We start from the raw sequence: 14,911 nt of genomic DNA on the forward strand, positions 1-14,911 counted from the left end.
GCTATCGGCTGGCCAACGAGGCCTTCCTTGCCGACATGCGCGAGCTTGAGGGTCTCCTGCGCGCAAAGGGCGAGTCGCCAGCCGGGCGCAGCAATGCCGAGCTCGGCATGCAAGAAATCGGTCAACTGCTGGCTGAATGGCAACCACTGTCCGAGCAGCTATTCGAACTGCGTAACGATCAGCTGCGCAGGGAACCCGCGCTCAAGATCCTTGTGAGCGACGCCAACCCGCTCATAGCGACGGTGGTGGCGTCGGCCAAAGCCATGATGCTGGCCCAGCGGAACCGTGATCCGACGGCTGCGAATACGGCGCTCCTGGCCGACCTGGCCTCGTTCCAGAGCTCCTTCTACGCGATGGTCGCTGGGCTGCGCGGCTATGTCACCACTGGACGGGAGAGCTTCAAATATGAGTATCAGGCCAACCTTAACATCAACGAAGGGGCCTGGTCCAACATCGCGAAAGAGGGCACCACGCTTGCGGCTAACCAGACTGCGTTGATCGATAGAATGGCCAAGAGCCGGACTGCATTCCTCGAGCTGCCCGCGCGGATGTTCGAGGCGGTGGAGGGCGAACACGCACGCGAGGACCTTTATCTGTTCCGCACGAAGGCAGTGCCGATCGCAGAGCGCATGCTCGCGCTCCTCGACGCTGTCGCCACTCAAGAGCAGCAGCGGCTTCAAGTCGACCTCGCGGGTGGCCGGGACCAGCTCGAACGTGCGCAACAAATAATCCTGACCGTCGGGGCAGCAGCCGTTTTGTCGGGCTTGCTGCTTGGCCTGATATTCCGGGACAGTATCGCCGGACCGATCCAGCGACTGACCGGTGTCGCCGATCGCGTGCGCAGAGGCGACCTCGCGGCCCGCGCGAAGGTCGAGTCAGGAGATGAAATCGGCAAGCTCGCTGCCAGCTTCAACAGCATGACCGTGCAACTGGCTTCGAACATTGGAGACCTCGAGAACCGCCGCAGAGAGCAGGAGAACCTCGCCAGACGGTTTCGCCGCCAGAGCGAATATCTGGGCGCCTTGCATGACACGTCGCTCGGGTTGATCGCGAGGCTCGATCTTGCCGAGCTTCTGTCGGATCTCACGAGTCGAGCAGCGCAGTTGCTGGGTACCGAGCACGGCTACGTCTACCTGGTTGACGAGGCCGGTGAATCTCTCGAGCGCAAGGTCGGAGTCGGGATCTACGCCACGCATATCGGCCAGAGGCTGGCGATAAACGAAGGGGTAGCCGGCACGGTGTGGAATACTGGCGAGCCCCTCGTGATCACCGACTATCAGAACTGGCCGGGACGGGCCGCTGCCGCAGCGCAAATGGACATCACTATTCGGGCGATCATGGGGGTGCCGCTCAAGTCCGGCGACACGGTCGTTGGCGTGCTCGGCATTGCTTACGACGACGCCTCGGCGCTCGACTTCGGCGAGGAAGAGGTCGAGTTGTTGAAGCGCTTTGGACAGCTCGCCTCGATCGCGCTGGAAAACGCTCAACTTCACACTGCAACGGCGGCTGCCAAGCGCGAGGCAGAGGAAGCGAGCAATCGCGTCGGCGAACAGAACCGCATGCTCGAATCGCTTTCCAGCAAGCTGTCCAAGTATCTCTCGCCGCAGGTTTATTCATCGATCTTCTCGGGCAAACGGAACGTCGAGATTTCTTCATCGAGAAAGAAACTCACCGTGTTCTTTTCCGACATTGCCGACTTTACCGCGACGACGGACAAACTCGAGTCCGAGGAATTGACCGAACTGCTCAATCAGTACCTGACCGAGATGGCGAAGATTGCCTTGGAGCACGGCGCAACCATCGACAAGTATGTTGGGGATGCCATCCTCGCCTTCTTCGGCGACCCCGAGACGAAAGGCACCAGAGAAGATGCGCTTGCCTGCGTCAGGATGGCGATCGCGATGCAGAGGCGCATGAAAGAACTGCAGAGAGAGTGGGTGGACGCAGGCTATAAACTGCCCTTCCATCTGCGTATCGGAATCAACACCGGCTACTGCACCGTCGGCAATTTCGGCAGTGAGGACCGGATGGACTACACCATCATCGGCGGCGAGGTGAATCTCGCCTCGCGCCTTCAGGCACATGCCGATCTTGGCGGCGTTCTGCTGGCGCATGAGACTTGGGCGCTTGTCAAGGACGACATCGAGTCAGAGGAGTTGACGCCGCTGACCATCAAAGGCTTTTCGGAACCTGTTCGGTCATATCGTGTGCTTGGAATTCGGGGCGATCAACCGACTCCCGTGCCGGTGCTCCGCCACATCCAGGAAGGATTGCGGGTCGAGATCGACGTACCCTTCCTGAAAGACGCTGGCCGAGCCGAAGCCATCAAGGTGCTCGAAGAATTTATTGCACAACTACGGACCTGAACGCTCGACACGAATGCTGAGTGCCTTGGTCGCTCGCGATATCTTTGCATACCGTTCCAGCGGTTTCGCGTCGTTCGGCTCAGGGTCAGGTCACGACGATACCCACACCAAGCTGAATGTCCGCTCTTAAAAGTTCGCAGCCCGAAGCTGCCGGTCTGCTCTCGGCCGCTTGGCGGACCTTTCGTGGGCTGGCGCTGAGAATGAGCCACAATGTTAGGACATGGCGGCCACCGGACGAACCGGCAGCCACTTTATCAATGGCCGAAGGAGAGCGGCGGCGCGATCCTGTCGCGCCGCAGCCAGCGGGCCAGAAGCAGCGCCGCCACCACCGCCAGCCCCAACGACAGGCCGATCCAGATGCCGACGCCGTCGAGCCCGGAATAGAAGGCCAGCAGCACGCCGAGCGGCAGGCCGATACCCCAATAGCCGATCGCTGCATAGATCATCGGCACCTTGGTGTCGTGCAGGCCGCGCAACATGCCGGCGGCAACCGCCTGCGCGCCGTCGAAAATCTGGAACAGCGCGGCAAAGGCCAGGAACGACACGGCAAGCCCGATCACCCTGGCATTGGTCGGTTCACCAAGATCGATGAAGGCGCTGATCAGCAGTTGCGGCCACAGGATCATCACCAGCCCCATCAGCGCCATGAACGAGACGCCGATGACAAAGGCGGTCCAGCCGGCGCGGGAAACGCCTTCCGGATTGCCGGCGCCATAGGCGAGCCCGACACGCACCGTCGCCGCCTGGTTGAGGCCGAGCGGCACCATGAAGCTGATCGAGGCGATCTGGATGGCGATGGCATGCGCTGCAAGCGAGGCAGCGTCGATCAGCCCCATGAGAAGGGCTGCCGCGTTGAAGATCGTCACCTCGAAGGCGAGCAGGCCGGCGATCGGCAGGCCGAGCCGCAGCAGCCCCTTGAAGCGCGGCCAGTCGGCCCGCCAGAAGCGCCCGAACAGCTGATAACGGCGAAACTTCGGCTCAAGCATCACCACCGCCGCCATGCCGACGAACATCAGCGTGCTGGACAGCGTGGTGGCGAGGCCGGAGCCGGCGATGCCCATCGAAGGAGCGCCGAGATTGCCGAACATGAACACCCAGTTGAAGAAGACATTGCTCGCGACGGCAACGAAGACGATGACCAGCGCCCAACCCGGCCGTTCCAGCGCCGAGATAAACGAGCGCAGGACGATATAGCCGTAGAAGGGCAGCACCGCCCATTCGAGCCAGCGCAGATAGATGCCGGCCTGATGTGCCAGCGCCGGTTCCTGACCCATGGCCAGCAACACGGCCTCGCCGTACCAGAGAAATATCCAGATCGGGATTGAGATGAGGATCGCCAGCCACAGGCCCTGCCGCACGGTGCGGCGCAGATCGCGCACGGAATGGCGACGGCGGCCGAGTTCCGTGGCGATCATCGGCGAGGTCGCCAGCATCAGGCCGAGCCCGAAGATCAGCGGCATGAAATAGAGGTTGGCGCCGAGCGCACCGCTGGCCAGCGTGTCCGGACCCAGCCGCCCCATCATCATGACGTCGGTGGCGGTCATCGCGGTCTGGCCGAGATTGGTGAGCACCATCGGCCAGGCGAGCGCCAGCGTCGCCCTGATTTCCTGACGCCAAAGATTTTCCGGCGCGCGAGCGCCGGCTTCGATCGCAGACATTTTTCGCCTATCCGATTGCGGCGCGTCGGCAAAAAGGCCGGAAGCCGCGTCTCAGCGCGGAAAATAGCCGTGATCGGCCCGGATTCCGCATTAACAGCCCGGCTTGTCTACGAAATGGGCAGCTATGGCAAGAGGCTGACTCAGAGGAAGAGTTGAGCCAGCGCGTACGGTCTCATTCCCGCTTGTTTGGAGAGAGCGCAGAAGCCGCTATGGTTGCGTCGCTGACTGACCTGAAGAGCAGGCATGATATCAGATTCCATCGAAAGGCATGCGGATGAGCGCATTTCCCGAAATCTATCTGGTTCGGCATGGCGAGACGGAATGGAGCGCCTCCGGAAAGCACACGGGCCTGACCGACATACCGCTGACGCCTGCCGGCGAGGAGGCCGCCGGGCGGGTCGCTGAGCGGTTGCAGGGCCTTTCGTTCCAGGCTGTCTGGTCGAGCCCATCGCAGCGCGCCTTCAAGACTTGTACGCTGGCCGGCTTCGGTTCGGCCGGCGTGAAGAAGGCCGATCTGGCGGAATGGGATTACGGCGCTTACGAGGGGCTGACCACAAAGCAGATCCTCATCGAACGCCCCGGCTGGCGTCTGTTTCGCGATGGCTGCCCTGATGGCGAGGCGGCAGAGGACGTCGGCGCAAGGGCGGATCGGATCATCGACGAGCTGCGTGGCGTCAACGGCAATGTCCTGGTGTTTTCAAGCTCTCATTTCCTGCGGGTGCTGGCTACGCGCTGGCTCGGCCTGCCGCCGCAAAATGGAGCTCTGTTCGTGCTGGATACCGCCAGCACAAGCGTACTCGGCTATGAGCACGACATTAGCGAACCAATTATCCGGCGCTGGAACCAGAGATAGCAGACGCTTTAAAGGCTTGTTCGCGTCTATCTGATCGCGTCCAGCGCCTGCCTCTGCCGGTGCATCTCCAAAAACACGCGATAGTCGCGGTCGAACCGGCCGGCGGCCGCCGAATTGGGCTCTCGCGTCTTGCCGCCTTGCTGCATGGCGACGCAGGCGGCGTTCAAATCGGGAAAAAGGCCGGCGGCGGTGGCGGCGATCATGCCGGTGCCGAGCAGCACCGCCTCGTCGGCCAGCGGCTCGACCACCGTGCAGCCGGTGGCGTCGGCATAAAGCTCCATCAGCAGCGGGTTCTTGGTGTGGCCGCCGGTGACATGCAGCGTGTCGATCAGATAGCCGTTCTCGTTCAGGGCTTCCAGCACATGGCGCACGCCTAGCGCAATGCTTACGGCGGTACGCCAATAGAGCTTGCACAAGCTGTCGAAGGAGGAATCCAGCGTCAGCCCGCTGATGACGCCGACGGCATGCGGGTCGGCGAGCGGCGAGCGGTTGCCGTGGAAATCCGGAAGCACATACAGCCTTCCGGCAAGGTTCTCGCCCTCGACGGTGCGCAGTTCGGCAACGCGCCGAGCGATCCTGGCGTGCATGGCGGCATCCGGCTCACCGCCGGCGCCGTGCCAGCGGATGATGTGATCGAGCAGCGCGCCGGTGGCCGACTGGCCGCCTTCCGACAGCCAAAGGCTGGGCAGCGCTGCGCCATAATACGGGCCCCAGACGCCGGCAAAGGGTTGCGGGTCGGGCGTCATCGCCATGACGCAGCTCGAGGTGCCGGCGATCAGCGCCAGATGCCGGCCGATGTTGGTTTCATCGCCGGCAAAGCCGCCGAGCACGCCGAGCGCGCCGGCGTAGGCGTCGATGACGCCGGCGCCGACCCGGCATTTTTCGGTCAGGCCAAGCTCAGCCGCAGCTTCCGCACTCAGCCGGCCGAGATCGGCGCCCACCGGGCTGGCCTTGTCAGGCAGATTGCCATGCTCGAAGAGATCGCCGAGCCCGACCGCTTCGAAGAAGTCGTGCCGCCAGCCGGTCTCTTCATGCGCCAGATAGGTCCATTTGGCGGTCAGCGTGCATTGCGAGCGGGCGAGCGAACCGGTCGCCTTCCAACTGAGAAAGTCGGCTAGGTCGAATAGATAGCCGGCTTCGTTCCATGTCCCGGGCAGGTTGCGCTTCAGCCACATCAGCTTCGGCGTCTCCATTTCGGGCGACATGACGCCGCCGATATAATCGAGCACGGCATGGCGGCTTTCGGTGCATTCATCGGCCTCGGCAATGGCGCGGTGATCGAGCCAGACGATGGTGTCCCAGCGCCTGTCGCCCGACACCGAGACGCTGAGCTGGCCACCATCCCTGCCCCGCACCACCAGCGAGCAAGTGGCGTCGAAGGAGACGCCAACGATATCCTCCGCTGCCACGCCGGCTTTTTCGCGGGCCGCGCGCACGGCAATACAGACCGCCGACCAGATATCCTGCGAATCGTGCTCGGCGTGATCGGCCTTCGGCCGGTTCATGACGATCGGGTGCTCGGCGCGGCCGAGCAAGGTGCCTCTGGTGTCGAGAATGCCCGCACGGGCGCTCCCGGTGCCGACATCGACCGCGCAAACGAAACTTTTCGTCAAGGTGTTCTTGCTCTCGCTCCCAGGCCTGCAATCAGATCGGGCAATTGCAGCATGTCAGCGAATATAAAGTCCGGTTCACTCGACGCAAGCCGCGCTTTCAGTGCCGGGCTGCCCGCGTGCGAGCCGCCGGTGAAGGCAAGGACGCGCATGCCCGCCGCCCGTGCCGCCGCGACGCCGGCGGGGCTGTCCTCGACGACGAGACAATTTTGCGGGATCGCTCCCATATTGGCGGCTGCATGGAGAAAAAGGTCCGGCGCCGGCTTGCCCCGCGCCACCATGGCGGCGCTGAACAGATGCGGCTCGAGCAGCCCGAGCAGCCCGGTGACGTCGAGCGCATAGCGGATGCGGTCCAGCGTGCCGGAGGAAGCAACGCAGCATGGCATGGCGAGCCTCGGCAGAACCTGCCCGATCCCGGGAATCGGTTTCAGCTCCTCGCGAAATTTGCGCATCAGCTCGACGCGCATCTCGCTCAGGTGCTGGTCGGTGATATCAAGTCCGAAGTCGCGGCCGAGAATTTCGCGGACGTTTTTCATGCTCTTGCCGAGGAAATGCTCATAGGCGGCGTCCTCGCTGACACTGCCGCCGGCGAGCGTGATCATGCTAAGCAGCGCCGAAACGGACAGCCCCTCGCTGTCGACCAGCACGCCGTCGCAGTCGAAAATGACCAGGTCAGGCGTCATGGGCATTGAGCCGATCTTAGAGATTGCCGGCGAGATAGCGCGTCAGTGTCGCACGCGCACCATCGGCCCAGAGCGCCTCGAGCGCATGGGCAAAGGCCTCGACAAACGGCGCCGAGCGGCCAACATCGCCATAGATGTCTTCCATGGCCAGCCAGGCGGCAGGCGTATCCTTTGCCGCCCTGGCTGTCGTCTGCAGCCGGTCCCAGCTCGGATCATTGGGTTCGATGACGACGCCGCTATCTGTGGTGCCGAAGCAGTAGCGGCACCACAGCGCCGATTCCAGCGCCAGGCCGGCGACGCCCTTGCCGGCCTTCAACCGGTCGGCGATGGTCGGGATGATGAATTTCGGCTGCCGGTTGGAGCCGTCGAGGCAGAGCCTGCGGATGGTGTCGCCGATCTTCGGATTGGAGAAGCGGTGCTCAATGAGTTGATAATAGTCTTCCAACACGGTGTCCGGCACCGGCGGCACCGTCGGGATGATCTCGTCGTGCTCCAGTCTGTCGAGAAAGCCGCGCACCAGCGGCTCCTGCATTGCCTCGTGGACGAAATGGATGTCCATCAGCCCGGCCGGATAGGCGATGGTCGCATGACCGCCATTGAGGATGCGGATCTTCATCAACTCGTAGGGCGCGACATCACTGACGAACTGTACGCCGACCTTTTCCAGCGGCGGGCGGCCGTTGGTGAAACGATCCTCGAGCACCCATTGCCTGAACGGTTCGCAGAATACCGGCCAGTTGTCGTCGAGCCCGAATTCGCTCGAGAGAATGCCACGCTCGCGGTCAGTGGTGGCCGGCGTGATGCGGTCGACCATGCCGTTGGGAAAGGCAACGTTATCGCTCACCCAGGTCGCCAGATTCTCGTCAATCAGCCGGGCGAGGCCGATGACGCCATCAGCGGTGACATGGCCGTTGTGAGGGATGTTGTCGCAGGACATGATTGTGAAGGGCACGATGCCGTCGTCGCGGCGGCGCATCAGCCCGGCCAGAATGATGCCGAAGACAGTTTTCGGCGTTGCTTCCGGCTGCGCATCGGCGACGATGTCGGGATGGGTCGGGTTGAACACGCCCGACGCCGGGTCGATGAAGTAGCCACCCTCGGTGATGGTCAGTGAAACGATCCTTATCGCCGGATCGGCAAGCCGTTCTATGATCGCGGCCGCGGCGCCCGGCATCAGGAAGTCGATCATGACACCGGTGACGCGGACGCTCATGTGGCCAGCATCCTGCTCAACCACGGTGGTCAGCCAGTCCTGTTCCTGCAACTTGCCGCGGCCGACCTTTTCGCCCTCGAAGACGCCGGCGCCGACAATTGCCCAGTCGTGGCCGAGGCCCGCATTGAACAGGTCGTCGAGATAGACGGCCTGATGCGAGCGATGGAAGTTGCCGACCCCGAAATGGACGATACCGGCCTTGAGCGCCGCGCGATCATATTTCGGGCCGGCGACCTCAGGCGGAAGCTTGGCGAGGATGGAAGAAGAGAGTTTCACGGTCATCTGCTTTACCCTTTAGCGGGACGGCTCTTCCCCCCGGTGGAGGAGACGGGGAGAAGAGCGCCTTCGCCCCCTCAACTCATCCACTGGCCGCCATCGACATTGTAGGTCTGGGCGACGATGTATTCGGCGTCGTCGCTGGCCAGGAACACCGCTATGCCGGTGAGGTCTTGCGCAGTGCCCATGCGGCCATAGGGCACGGCTTCGCCGACCAGCCTCTTCTTCTCGCCCTTCGGCCGGTTCTCGTATTTGGCGAACAGGGCATCGACATGGTCCCAGTGCTCGCCGTCGACGACGCCCGGCGCGATGGCGTTGACGTTGATGCGGTGCTTGATCAGGTCGAGTCCCGCCGACTGAGTGAGCGAGATAACGGCGGCCTTGGTAGCGCAATAGACGGCGACCAGCGCCTCGCCGCGGCGCCCGGCCTGGCTCGCCATGTTGATGATCTTGCCGCCCCGACCAGCCGCGATCATCGAGCGGGCGGCGGCCTGCAGCATGAACAGCGTGCCTGCGACATTGACGGAAAACAATCTGTCGTAGCTCGCCTTGCTGATCTCGACGATCGGCGCCAGGTCGAACAGAGCGGCGTTGTTGATCAGAATATCCAGCCGGTCGGCCCTTGTCTCGACCGCCTTGACCGCCGCCTCGATCGAAGCGAGGTCGGTGACGTCCAGTTTCACGGCGTAAGCGTTGCCGCCGATCTCCGAAGCGGTCTTTTCGGCGGCTTCGAGATTGATGTCGCCGATGGCGACCATGGCGCCCTCGCGGACATAGGCTTCGGCGAACGCCCTGCCGATGCCGCGCGCCGACCCGGTGATCAGCGCCGATTTACCCTTCAGCCTCATTGCATCATCGCCTTTCCATCGGCGCCGAAGCGGTGCAGCTTGGTCTTGTCCGGCGTCAGATAGATCGTGTCGCCGTGATGGGCGGCCAGTTCGCCGTCGGCGCGCACCGTCAGCGGTCCGACACCGTCGGCCTGCACGTGCAAAAGCGTGTCGGAGCCGAGATGCTCGGCGACGCCGACCGTGGCTTTCCATTCGCCTGAAGTCTTCGAGATGTTCATATGCTCGGGACGGATGCCGACGGTCTTGGCGCCATGTTTGGCCGCCGGCGCGCCTTCGATCAGGTTCATCTTGGGCGAACCGATGAAGCCGGCGACGAACAGGTTCTTCGGCGTCTTGTAGAGCTCCATCGGCGAGCCGACCTGTTCGATGTTGCCGGCATTGAGCACGACGATCTTGTCGGCCATGGTCATCGCCTCGACCTGGTCGTGGGTGACGTAGATCATCGTCGTCTTGAGCTGATGATGCAGCTCGCTGATCTCCAGCCGCATGGTGCCGCGCAGTGCTGCGTCGAGGTTGGACAAAGGTTCGTCGAACAGGAAAGCCGATGGCTGCCGTACGATGGCGCGGCCGATGGCGACGCGCTGGCGCTGACCGCCGGAGAGCTGGCCGGGGCGGCGATCGAGATAGTTGGTGAGGTTCAGGATGCGCGCCGCGTCCTTCACCTTCCGATCGATGGTCGCCTGGTCCTCTCCCGCCATCTTCAGCGGGAAGGCGATGTTCTTGGCCACCGTCATGTGCGGGTAGAGCGCATAGGACTGGAACACCATGGCCAGCTTGCGCTTGGCTGGCGCCTCGCCGGTGACGTCGCGGCCGTCGATGTTGATGGTGCCGGCGGTGGTATCCTCCAACCCGGCGATCAGTCGCAGCAGCGTGGACTTGCCGCAGCCTGACGGGCCGACGAAGACGACGAACTCGCCGTTCTCGATGACCAGGTCGATGCCCGGAATGATGATCGTCGACCCGAACGACTTGGAGACGTGCTTGAGCGTGATGTTTCCCATGGTTTCCTCCCCGAGGGGTTATTTTTCGCCAGATGCTTCGAGCAACGTCGCTACTTCACGGCACCAAATGTCAGGCCGCGCACCAGCTGCTTCTGGCTGAACCAGCCCATGATCAGGATCGGCGCGATCGCCAGCGTCGAGGCCGCCGACAGCTTGGCCCAGAACAACCCTTGAGGGCTTGAGAAGGAACTGATGAAGGCGGTGAGCGGGGCGGCCTCGGTGGTGGTCAGCCGGATCGTCCAGAACGCCTCGTTCCATGCCAGGATGATGTTGAGCAGCATTGTCGAGGCGATGCCCGGCACAGCCATCGGCGTCAGCACATAGACGATCTCGTTCCAGAGCGATGCGCCATCCATGCGCGCCGCTTCCAGGATCTCGCCCGGGATTTCGCGGAAGTAGGTGTAGAGCATCCACACCACGATCGGCAGGTTGATCAGCATCAGCATGATCATCAGACCGATGCGGCTGTCGAGCAATCCGGTATCGCGGAAGATCAGGTAGATCGGGAACAGCACGGCAACGGCCGGCATCATCTTGGTGGAAAGCATCCACATCAGGATGTCCTTGGTCCACTTGCCCGGCGAGAACGCCATCGACCATGCCGCCGGTATGGCGACGAGCAAAGCCAGGATAGTCGAGCCGACCGACAGGAACACGGAGTTGAGAAAGAACTTGAAGTAGCCGCTCTGCGCCTCCACCGCGGTATAGCTCTCCGTGGTTCCCGACGGAAACAGGTTGAAGCCCTGGATGGCCTCCTGCTCCGACTTGAACGAGGTGATGATCGTGTAGAGGATCGGGAAGAAGATCAGCAGGGCGACGATCCAGGCGGCCGCGGTCGCAATCGTCTTGTGTTGGGTGCTGACTGCACGTGCCATCGTTTCCTCCCTTATTTGTCCAGGTTCTTGCCGACCGCGCGCATGGCGAAGAAGGCGACGATGTTGGCGAGAATGACGGCGAGGATGCCGCCGGCGGATGCCTGGCCGATTTTGAACTCCAGCAACGCCTTCTGGTAGACGAGGAAGGGCAGGTTGGTGGAGGCGTAGCCCGGGCCGCCATTGGTGGTGACGAGGATCTCGGCATAGACCGACAGAAGGAAGATCGTCTGGATCAGGATGACGACGGTGATGGCGCGCGACATATGCGGCAGCGTCAAATAGATGAAGCGGCTGATGAAGCCGGCCCCGTCCATCTCGGCGGCTTCCTTCTGCTCGCCGTCGAGCGACTGCAGGGACGTCAAGAGGATCAATGTCGCAAACGGCAGCCACTGCCAGGCGACGATGATGATGATCGCTAGCATGGGATACTGCCCAAACCAGTCGATCGGCTGCCCGCCGAAGAAGCGCGCAATGTCGGCAAAAACGCCGTATTGCGGATGCATGATCATGTTCTTCCAGACCAGTGCGGCCACGGGCGGCATGACGAAGAACGGCGATATGACGAGGATGCGGACGATGCCCTGTCCCCACATCGGTTGATCGATCAGCAGCGCCAGCAGGATGCCGCCGATCACCGTGATCAAAAGCACGCTGGCCACGAGGATTAGCGTGTTGAGGATCGACTGCAGGAATGCCGGATTGGAATAGAAAAGGGCGTAGTTCGAGAAGCCGACGAACCCGTCGCGGATCGGATTGAGCGGGTTGTACTGCTGGAAGGAGAACCACAGGGTGAATGCCAGCGGAACGATCATCCAGACGAACAGCAGCACCACGGATGGCGCCATCATGAAGCGGGCAAGCGAACGGGTCTGCTGAGTAGCCATGACGGTCACCCTTCAAAGGTCAGCCAAATTGAGTTTGAAGGTGGCCGCCCGAACTGGGATTCGGGCGGCCCCTGCTGCCGGCCATGATGGGCAACCGGCGTTCGGCACCGGGAGGAGCCTACTGGATATAACCGCCCTCGGTCATCGTTGCGGTGGCAGCGTCCTGGGCCTGCTTCAAGGCGTCGTCGACGCTGGTCTGGCCGGCGAGTGCGGCCGAAAAGAGCTGGCCGACGGTGGTGCCAAGGCCCTGGAACTCAGGGATGGCGACGAACTGGACACCGACATAGGGTACCGGCTTGACGGTCGGATGCGTCGGATCGGCGGCGTTGATCGAGTCCAGCGTCATCTTGGCGAAGGGCGCCGCCTTCTGGTATTCGGGGTTGGCGTAGAGCGAGGAGCGCGTTCCGGGCGGAACATTGGCCCAGCCTTCCTTCGATGCAACGAGCTCGAGATAGTCCTTGCTGGTTGCCCAGGACACGAACTTCTGAGCGGCGTCAGCCTTCTGCGTGCCGGCGGGAATGGCCAGCGACCAGGCCCACAGCCAGTTGCCGCGCTTGCCCAAGCCATTGTCGGGCGCCAGCGCATAGCCGACCTTATCGGCGACCGTGGAGTTCTTCGGGTCTGAGACGAAGGACGCAGCGACGGTGGCGTCTATCCACATGCCGCACTTGCCCTGCTGGAACAGCGCCAGGTTTTCGTTGAAGCCGTTCGAAGATGCGCCCTCGGGGCCATTGGCCTTCATCAGGTCGACATAGAACTGCAGCGTGTTCTTCCACTCGGGCTGGTCGAATTGCGGCTTCCAGTTCTCATCGAACCAGCGTGCGCCGAAGGAGTTCGACATGGCGGTCAGGAAGGCCATGTTCTCGCCCCAGCCGGCCTTGCCCCGCAAGCAGACGCCGTTCACGCCGTTGGCGCGATCGGTCATCTTCTCGGCGGCCTGCTTGATGAAGTCCCAGGTCGGCGCGTCGGGCATGGTCAGCCCGGCCTTCTCCATCAGGTCCTTGCGGTACATGACGAAGGAGCTTTCGCCGTAGAACGGTGCAGCATAAAGCTTGCCGTCGACCGACAGGCCGTTGGCGATGGCCGGGATGATGTCCTTGACGTCATAGTCGTCGCCGAGATTGTCGAGCGGCAGCAGCCAGCTCTGCTTGGCCCAGATCGGAACTTCGTAGGTGCCGATGGTCATCACGTCGTACTGGCCGCCCTTGGTGGCGATGTCAGTGGTGACGCGCTCACGCAGCACGTTCTCCTCGAGCGTGACCCACTGGAGCTGGATATCGGGATTTTTGGCGGTGAAGTCGTCGGTCAGCGTCTGCATGCGGACCATATCGCCATTGTTGACGGTGGCGATGGTGATGGATTCGGCATGCGCGGCGAACGCGAGGGTACTGGCCGACAACAGACCCAGGGTGAGCGTGCGAAGTTTCATCAAATTCCTCCCATAGACCAAGCTGAGCATTTGCCTTGGTTGTGAGCAATTACTCATTTTGTATGATTTATGTCAAGCCGGATTCGTTGCTGCAGCGCAGCACGAAAGCTCGTGCGGCATCCGGTTCGAGACGCGTTCGGGGGTATTTGAAGAACAGTGGGATGGCTATCGGCACACGCGAAATGCCGGATTTCGGCGCCCACTTGATTGGACAATTGCCGACCTACTGGCCGGCAATCTCAGCCAGGATCCATTCGCGAAAAGCGCGGATCTTCGGCACGTTGCGCCGCGCCTGGGGATAGACCAGCCAGTAGGCGTGGCCGTCGTCGCCGACCAGATCGAAAGGCTGGATCAGGCGGCCATCGGCAAGCTCGGCCTTGAAGAGAGCGGCCGTCACAATCGCCACGCCCTGCCCGGCAATCGCGGCGTTTGCCTCATAGGCCTGCGCCCCCATGCTGGAGCCGGGGCGCTTGGCCAGTTCCTCGACCGGCAGGCCGGCGGCGATAAACCAGTCCCGCCACCAGATGTCGCCGGGATCGAGGATCGGCAGGCGCAACAGGTCGGCCGGCTCCTTCACCCCGCCGATGGTCGCCGCGAGTTTCGGGCTCAGCATCGGCGTGAAGTCCGCATTGAAAAGCTTGTGCACCTCCACGCCCGGCCAGTTTCCGCCGCCCGAACGGATGGCGATGTCGACGTCCTCGCGGGCGAAATCGACGAGGCGGTTCGATGTATCGAGACGCACGGCCAGCGACGGATGCGCGACCTGGAACGAGCCGAGATGCTGCGCCAGCCAGTTCGAGGCAAAGGTCAGCAGCGTCGAGACGCAGAGCATCCCATCGGCGCCGCTGCGCGCCGCGGCATAGGCTCCACCCAACAGGGCGAACGCCTCGCTGACCGCAGGCGCCATGCGTTGCCCGGCCTCGGTCAACACGATCTGCCTTGGCCGGCGCAGGAACAAAGGCGCGCCGACGCGCTCCTCCAGAAGCTTGATCTGATAGCTCGCCGCCGCCTGCGTCATGCCGAGCTCGCCGGCGGCCTTGGTGAAGGAAAGATGCCGCGCCACCGCCTCGAACACCCGGATCGCCTGAAGCGGAGGGAGCTGGGAGACCTGCCGTGACTTGAGTTCAGGCATAAGCACTCCTTATGGGCCGTGATCGACGTTTGATTGGCAGCAAGGCCCGATCCAGCCGATATTTGAGGTCGACGATCAATCTC

The 14,911-nt window shown here is 62.7% G+C and carries 12 protein-coding genes; 2 read left to right on the plus strand and 10 right to left on the minus strand.

What is annotated here, in order from left to right; translation table 11 throughout:
* A partial coding sequence (locus EOA85_RS00355; protein ID WP_245485541.1) for an adenylate/guanylate cyclase domain-containing protein occupies window positions 1–2,366 on the plus strand: 2,366 nt, incomplete at its 5' end.
* A 254-nt stretch (window positions 2,367–2,620) separates the two neighbouring features.
* Here the strand turns inward: EOA85_RS00355 and EOA85_RS00360 are convergent.
* Window positions 2,621–4,024 carry an MATE family efflux transporter gene (locus tag EOA85_RS00360; RefSeq protein ID WP_127207926.1) on the minus strand — a complete coding sequence of 468 codons (1,404 nt, stop codon included), beginning with the start codon at window positions 4,022–4,024 and terminating at the stop codon, window positions 2,621–2,623.
* A gap of 274 nt (window positions 4,025–4,298) precedes the next feature.
* On the opposite strand from EOA85_RS00360, the gene EOA85_RS00365 reads away from it, so the two are divergent.
* Complete coding sequence (locus EOA85_RS00365) at window positions 4,299–4,877, plus strand: histidine phosphatase family protein (protein WP_127207927.1); 579 nt, start codon at window positions 4,299–4,301, stop codon at window positions 4,875–4,877.
* 26 nt (window positions 4,878–4,903) lie between these two features.
* Here the strand turns inward: EOA85_RS00365 and EOA85_RS00370 are convergent, their stop codons facing one another.
* From EOA85_RS00370 to gcvA, 9 genes are all read right to left on the minus strand, one after another.
* Window positions 4,904–6,490 (minus strand): FGGY-family carbohydrate kinase, encoded by a 1,587-nt coding sequence (locus EOA85_RS00370; RefSeq protein ID WP_127207928.1) that lies wholly within the window; start codon window positions 6,488–6,490, stop codon window positions 4,904–4,906.
* On the minus strand, window positions 6,487–7,170 hold the full coding sequence (locus EOA85_RS00375) for an HAD-IA family hydrolase (RefSeq protein WP_127207929.1): 684 nt from the start codon (window positions 7,168–7,170) through the stop codon (window positions 6,487–6,489). Before EOA85_RS00375 ends, EOA85_RS00370 begins: the two co-directional genes overlap by 4 nt.
* Before the next feature lie 16 nt (window positions 7,171–7,186).
* On the minus strand, window positions 7,187–8,665 hold the full coding sequence (locus tag EOA85_RS00380) for a mannitol dehydrogenase family protein (protein ID WP_127207930.1): 1,479 nt from the start codon (window positions 8,663–8,665) through the stop codon (window positions 7,187–7,189).
* A 71-nt stretch (window positions 8,666–8,736) separates the two neighbouring features.
* Complete coding sequence (locus EOA85_RS00385; RefSeq protein ID WP_127207931.1) at window positions 8,737–9,507, minus strand: L-iditol 2-dehydrogenase; 771 nt, start codon at window positions 9,505–9,507, stop codon at window positions 8,737–8,739.
* Window positions 9,504–10,508 carry an ABC transporter ATP-binding protein gene (locus EOA85_RS00390; protein WP_065011647.1) on the minus strand — a complete coding sequence of 335 codons (1,005 nt, stop codon included), beginning with the start codon at window positions 10,506–10,508 and terminating at the stop codon, window positions 9,504–9,506. Before EOA85_RS00390 ends, EOA85_RS00385 begins: the two co-directional genes overlap by 4 nt.
* A 50-nt stretch (window positions 10,509–10,558) precedes the next feature.
* Window positions 10,559–11,383: a carbohydrate ABC transporter permease gene (locus EOA85_RS00395; RefSeq protein WP_023801521.1), complete on the minus strand. Its 825-nt coding sequence runs from the start codon at window positions 11,381–11,383 to the stop codon at window positions 10,559–10,561.
* Window positions 11,384–11,394: 11 nt separating this feature from the next.
* The gene (locus EOA85_RS00400; RefSeq protein ID WP_127207932.1) at window positions 11,395–12,267 is read right to left on the minus strand and encodes a sugar ABC transporter permease; all 873 of its coding nucleotides are present in this window, start codon (window positions 12,265–12,267) and stop codon (window positions 11,395–11,397) included.
* A 118-nt stretch (window positions 12,268–12,385) separates the two neighbouring features.
* Entirely contained in the window at window positions 12,386–13,696 is a 1,311-nt protein-coding gene (locus EOA85_RS00405) for a sugar ABC transporter substrate-binding protein (protein ID WP_127207933.1), read from the minus strand.
* 223 nt (window positions 13,697–13,919) lie between these two features.
* Window positions 13,920–14,828, minus strand: coding sequence for a transcriptional regulator GcvA (gene gcvA, locus EOA85_RS00410; RefSeq protein WP_127207934.1), 909 nt, complete (start codon window positions 14,826–14,828; stop codon window positions 13,920–13,922).
* Between the last annotated feature and the right edge of the window lie 83 nt (window positions 14,829–14,911).

This window comes from Mesorhizobium sp. M5C.F.Ca.IN.020.29.1.1 (assembly GCF_003997375.1).
In the GTDB taxonomy this organism is placed as follows: Bacteria; Pseudomonadota; Alphaproteobacteria; order Rhizobiales; family Rhizobiaceae; genus Mesorhizobium; species Mesorhizobium wenxiniae.

What these genes read in the sequence shown, in the direction of transcription:
- EOA85_RS00360 (WP_127207926.1), bottom strand. Translation starts at nt 4,024, where the DNA reads ATGTCTGCGATCGAAGCCGGCGCTCGCGCGCCGGAAAATCTTTGGCGT.
- EOA85_RS00365 (WP_127207927.1), top strand. Translation starts at nt 4,299, where the DNA reads ATGAGCGCATTTCCCGAAATCTATCTGGTTCGGCATGGCGAGACGGAA.
- EOA85_RS00375 (WP_127207929.1), bottom strand. Translation starts at nt 7,170, where the DNA reads ATGACGCCTGACCTGGTCATTTTCGACTGCGACGGCGTGCTGGTCGAC.
- EOA85_RS00380 (WP_127207930.1), bottom strand. Translation starts at nt 8,665, where the DNA reads ATGACCGTGAAACTCTCTTCTTCCATCCTCGCCAAGCTTCCGCCTGAG.
- EOA85_RS00385 (WP_127207931.1), bottom strand. Translation starts at nt 9,507, where the DNA reads ATGAGGCTGAAGGGTAAATCGGCGCTGATCACCGGGTCGGCGCGCGGC.
- EOA85_RS00390 (WP_065011647.1), bottom strand. Translation starts at nt 10,508, where the DNA reads ATGGGAAACATCACGCTCAAGCACGTCTCCAAGTCGTTCGGGTCGACG.
- EOA85_RS00395 (WP_023801521.1), bottom strand. Translation starts at nt 11,383, where the DNA reads ATGGCACGTGCAGTCAGCACCCAACACAAGACGATTGCGACCGCGGCC.
- EOA85_RS00400 (WP_127207932.1), bottom strand. Translation starts at nt 12,267, where the DNA reads ATGGCTACTCAGCAGACCCGTTCGCTTGCCCGCTTCATGATGGCGCCA.
- EOA85_RS00405 (WP_127207933.1), bottom strand. Translation starts at nt 13,696, where the DNA reads ATGAAACTTCGCACGCTCACCCTGGGTCTGTTGTCGGCCAGTACCCTC.
- gcvA (WP_127207934.1), bottom strand. Translation starts at nt 14,828, where the DNA reads ATGCCTGAACTCAAGTCACGGCAGGTCTCCCAGCTCCCTCCGCTTCAG.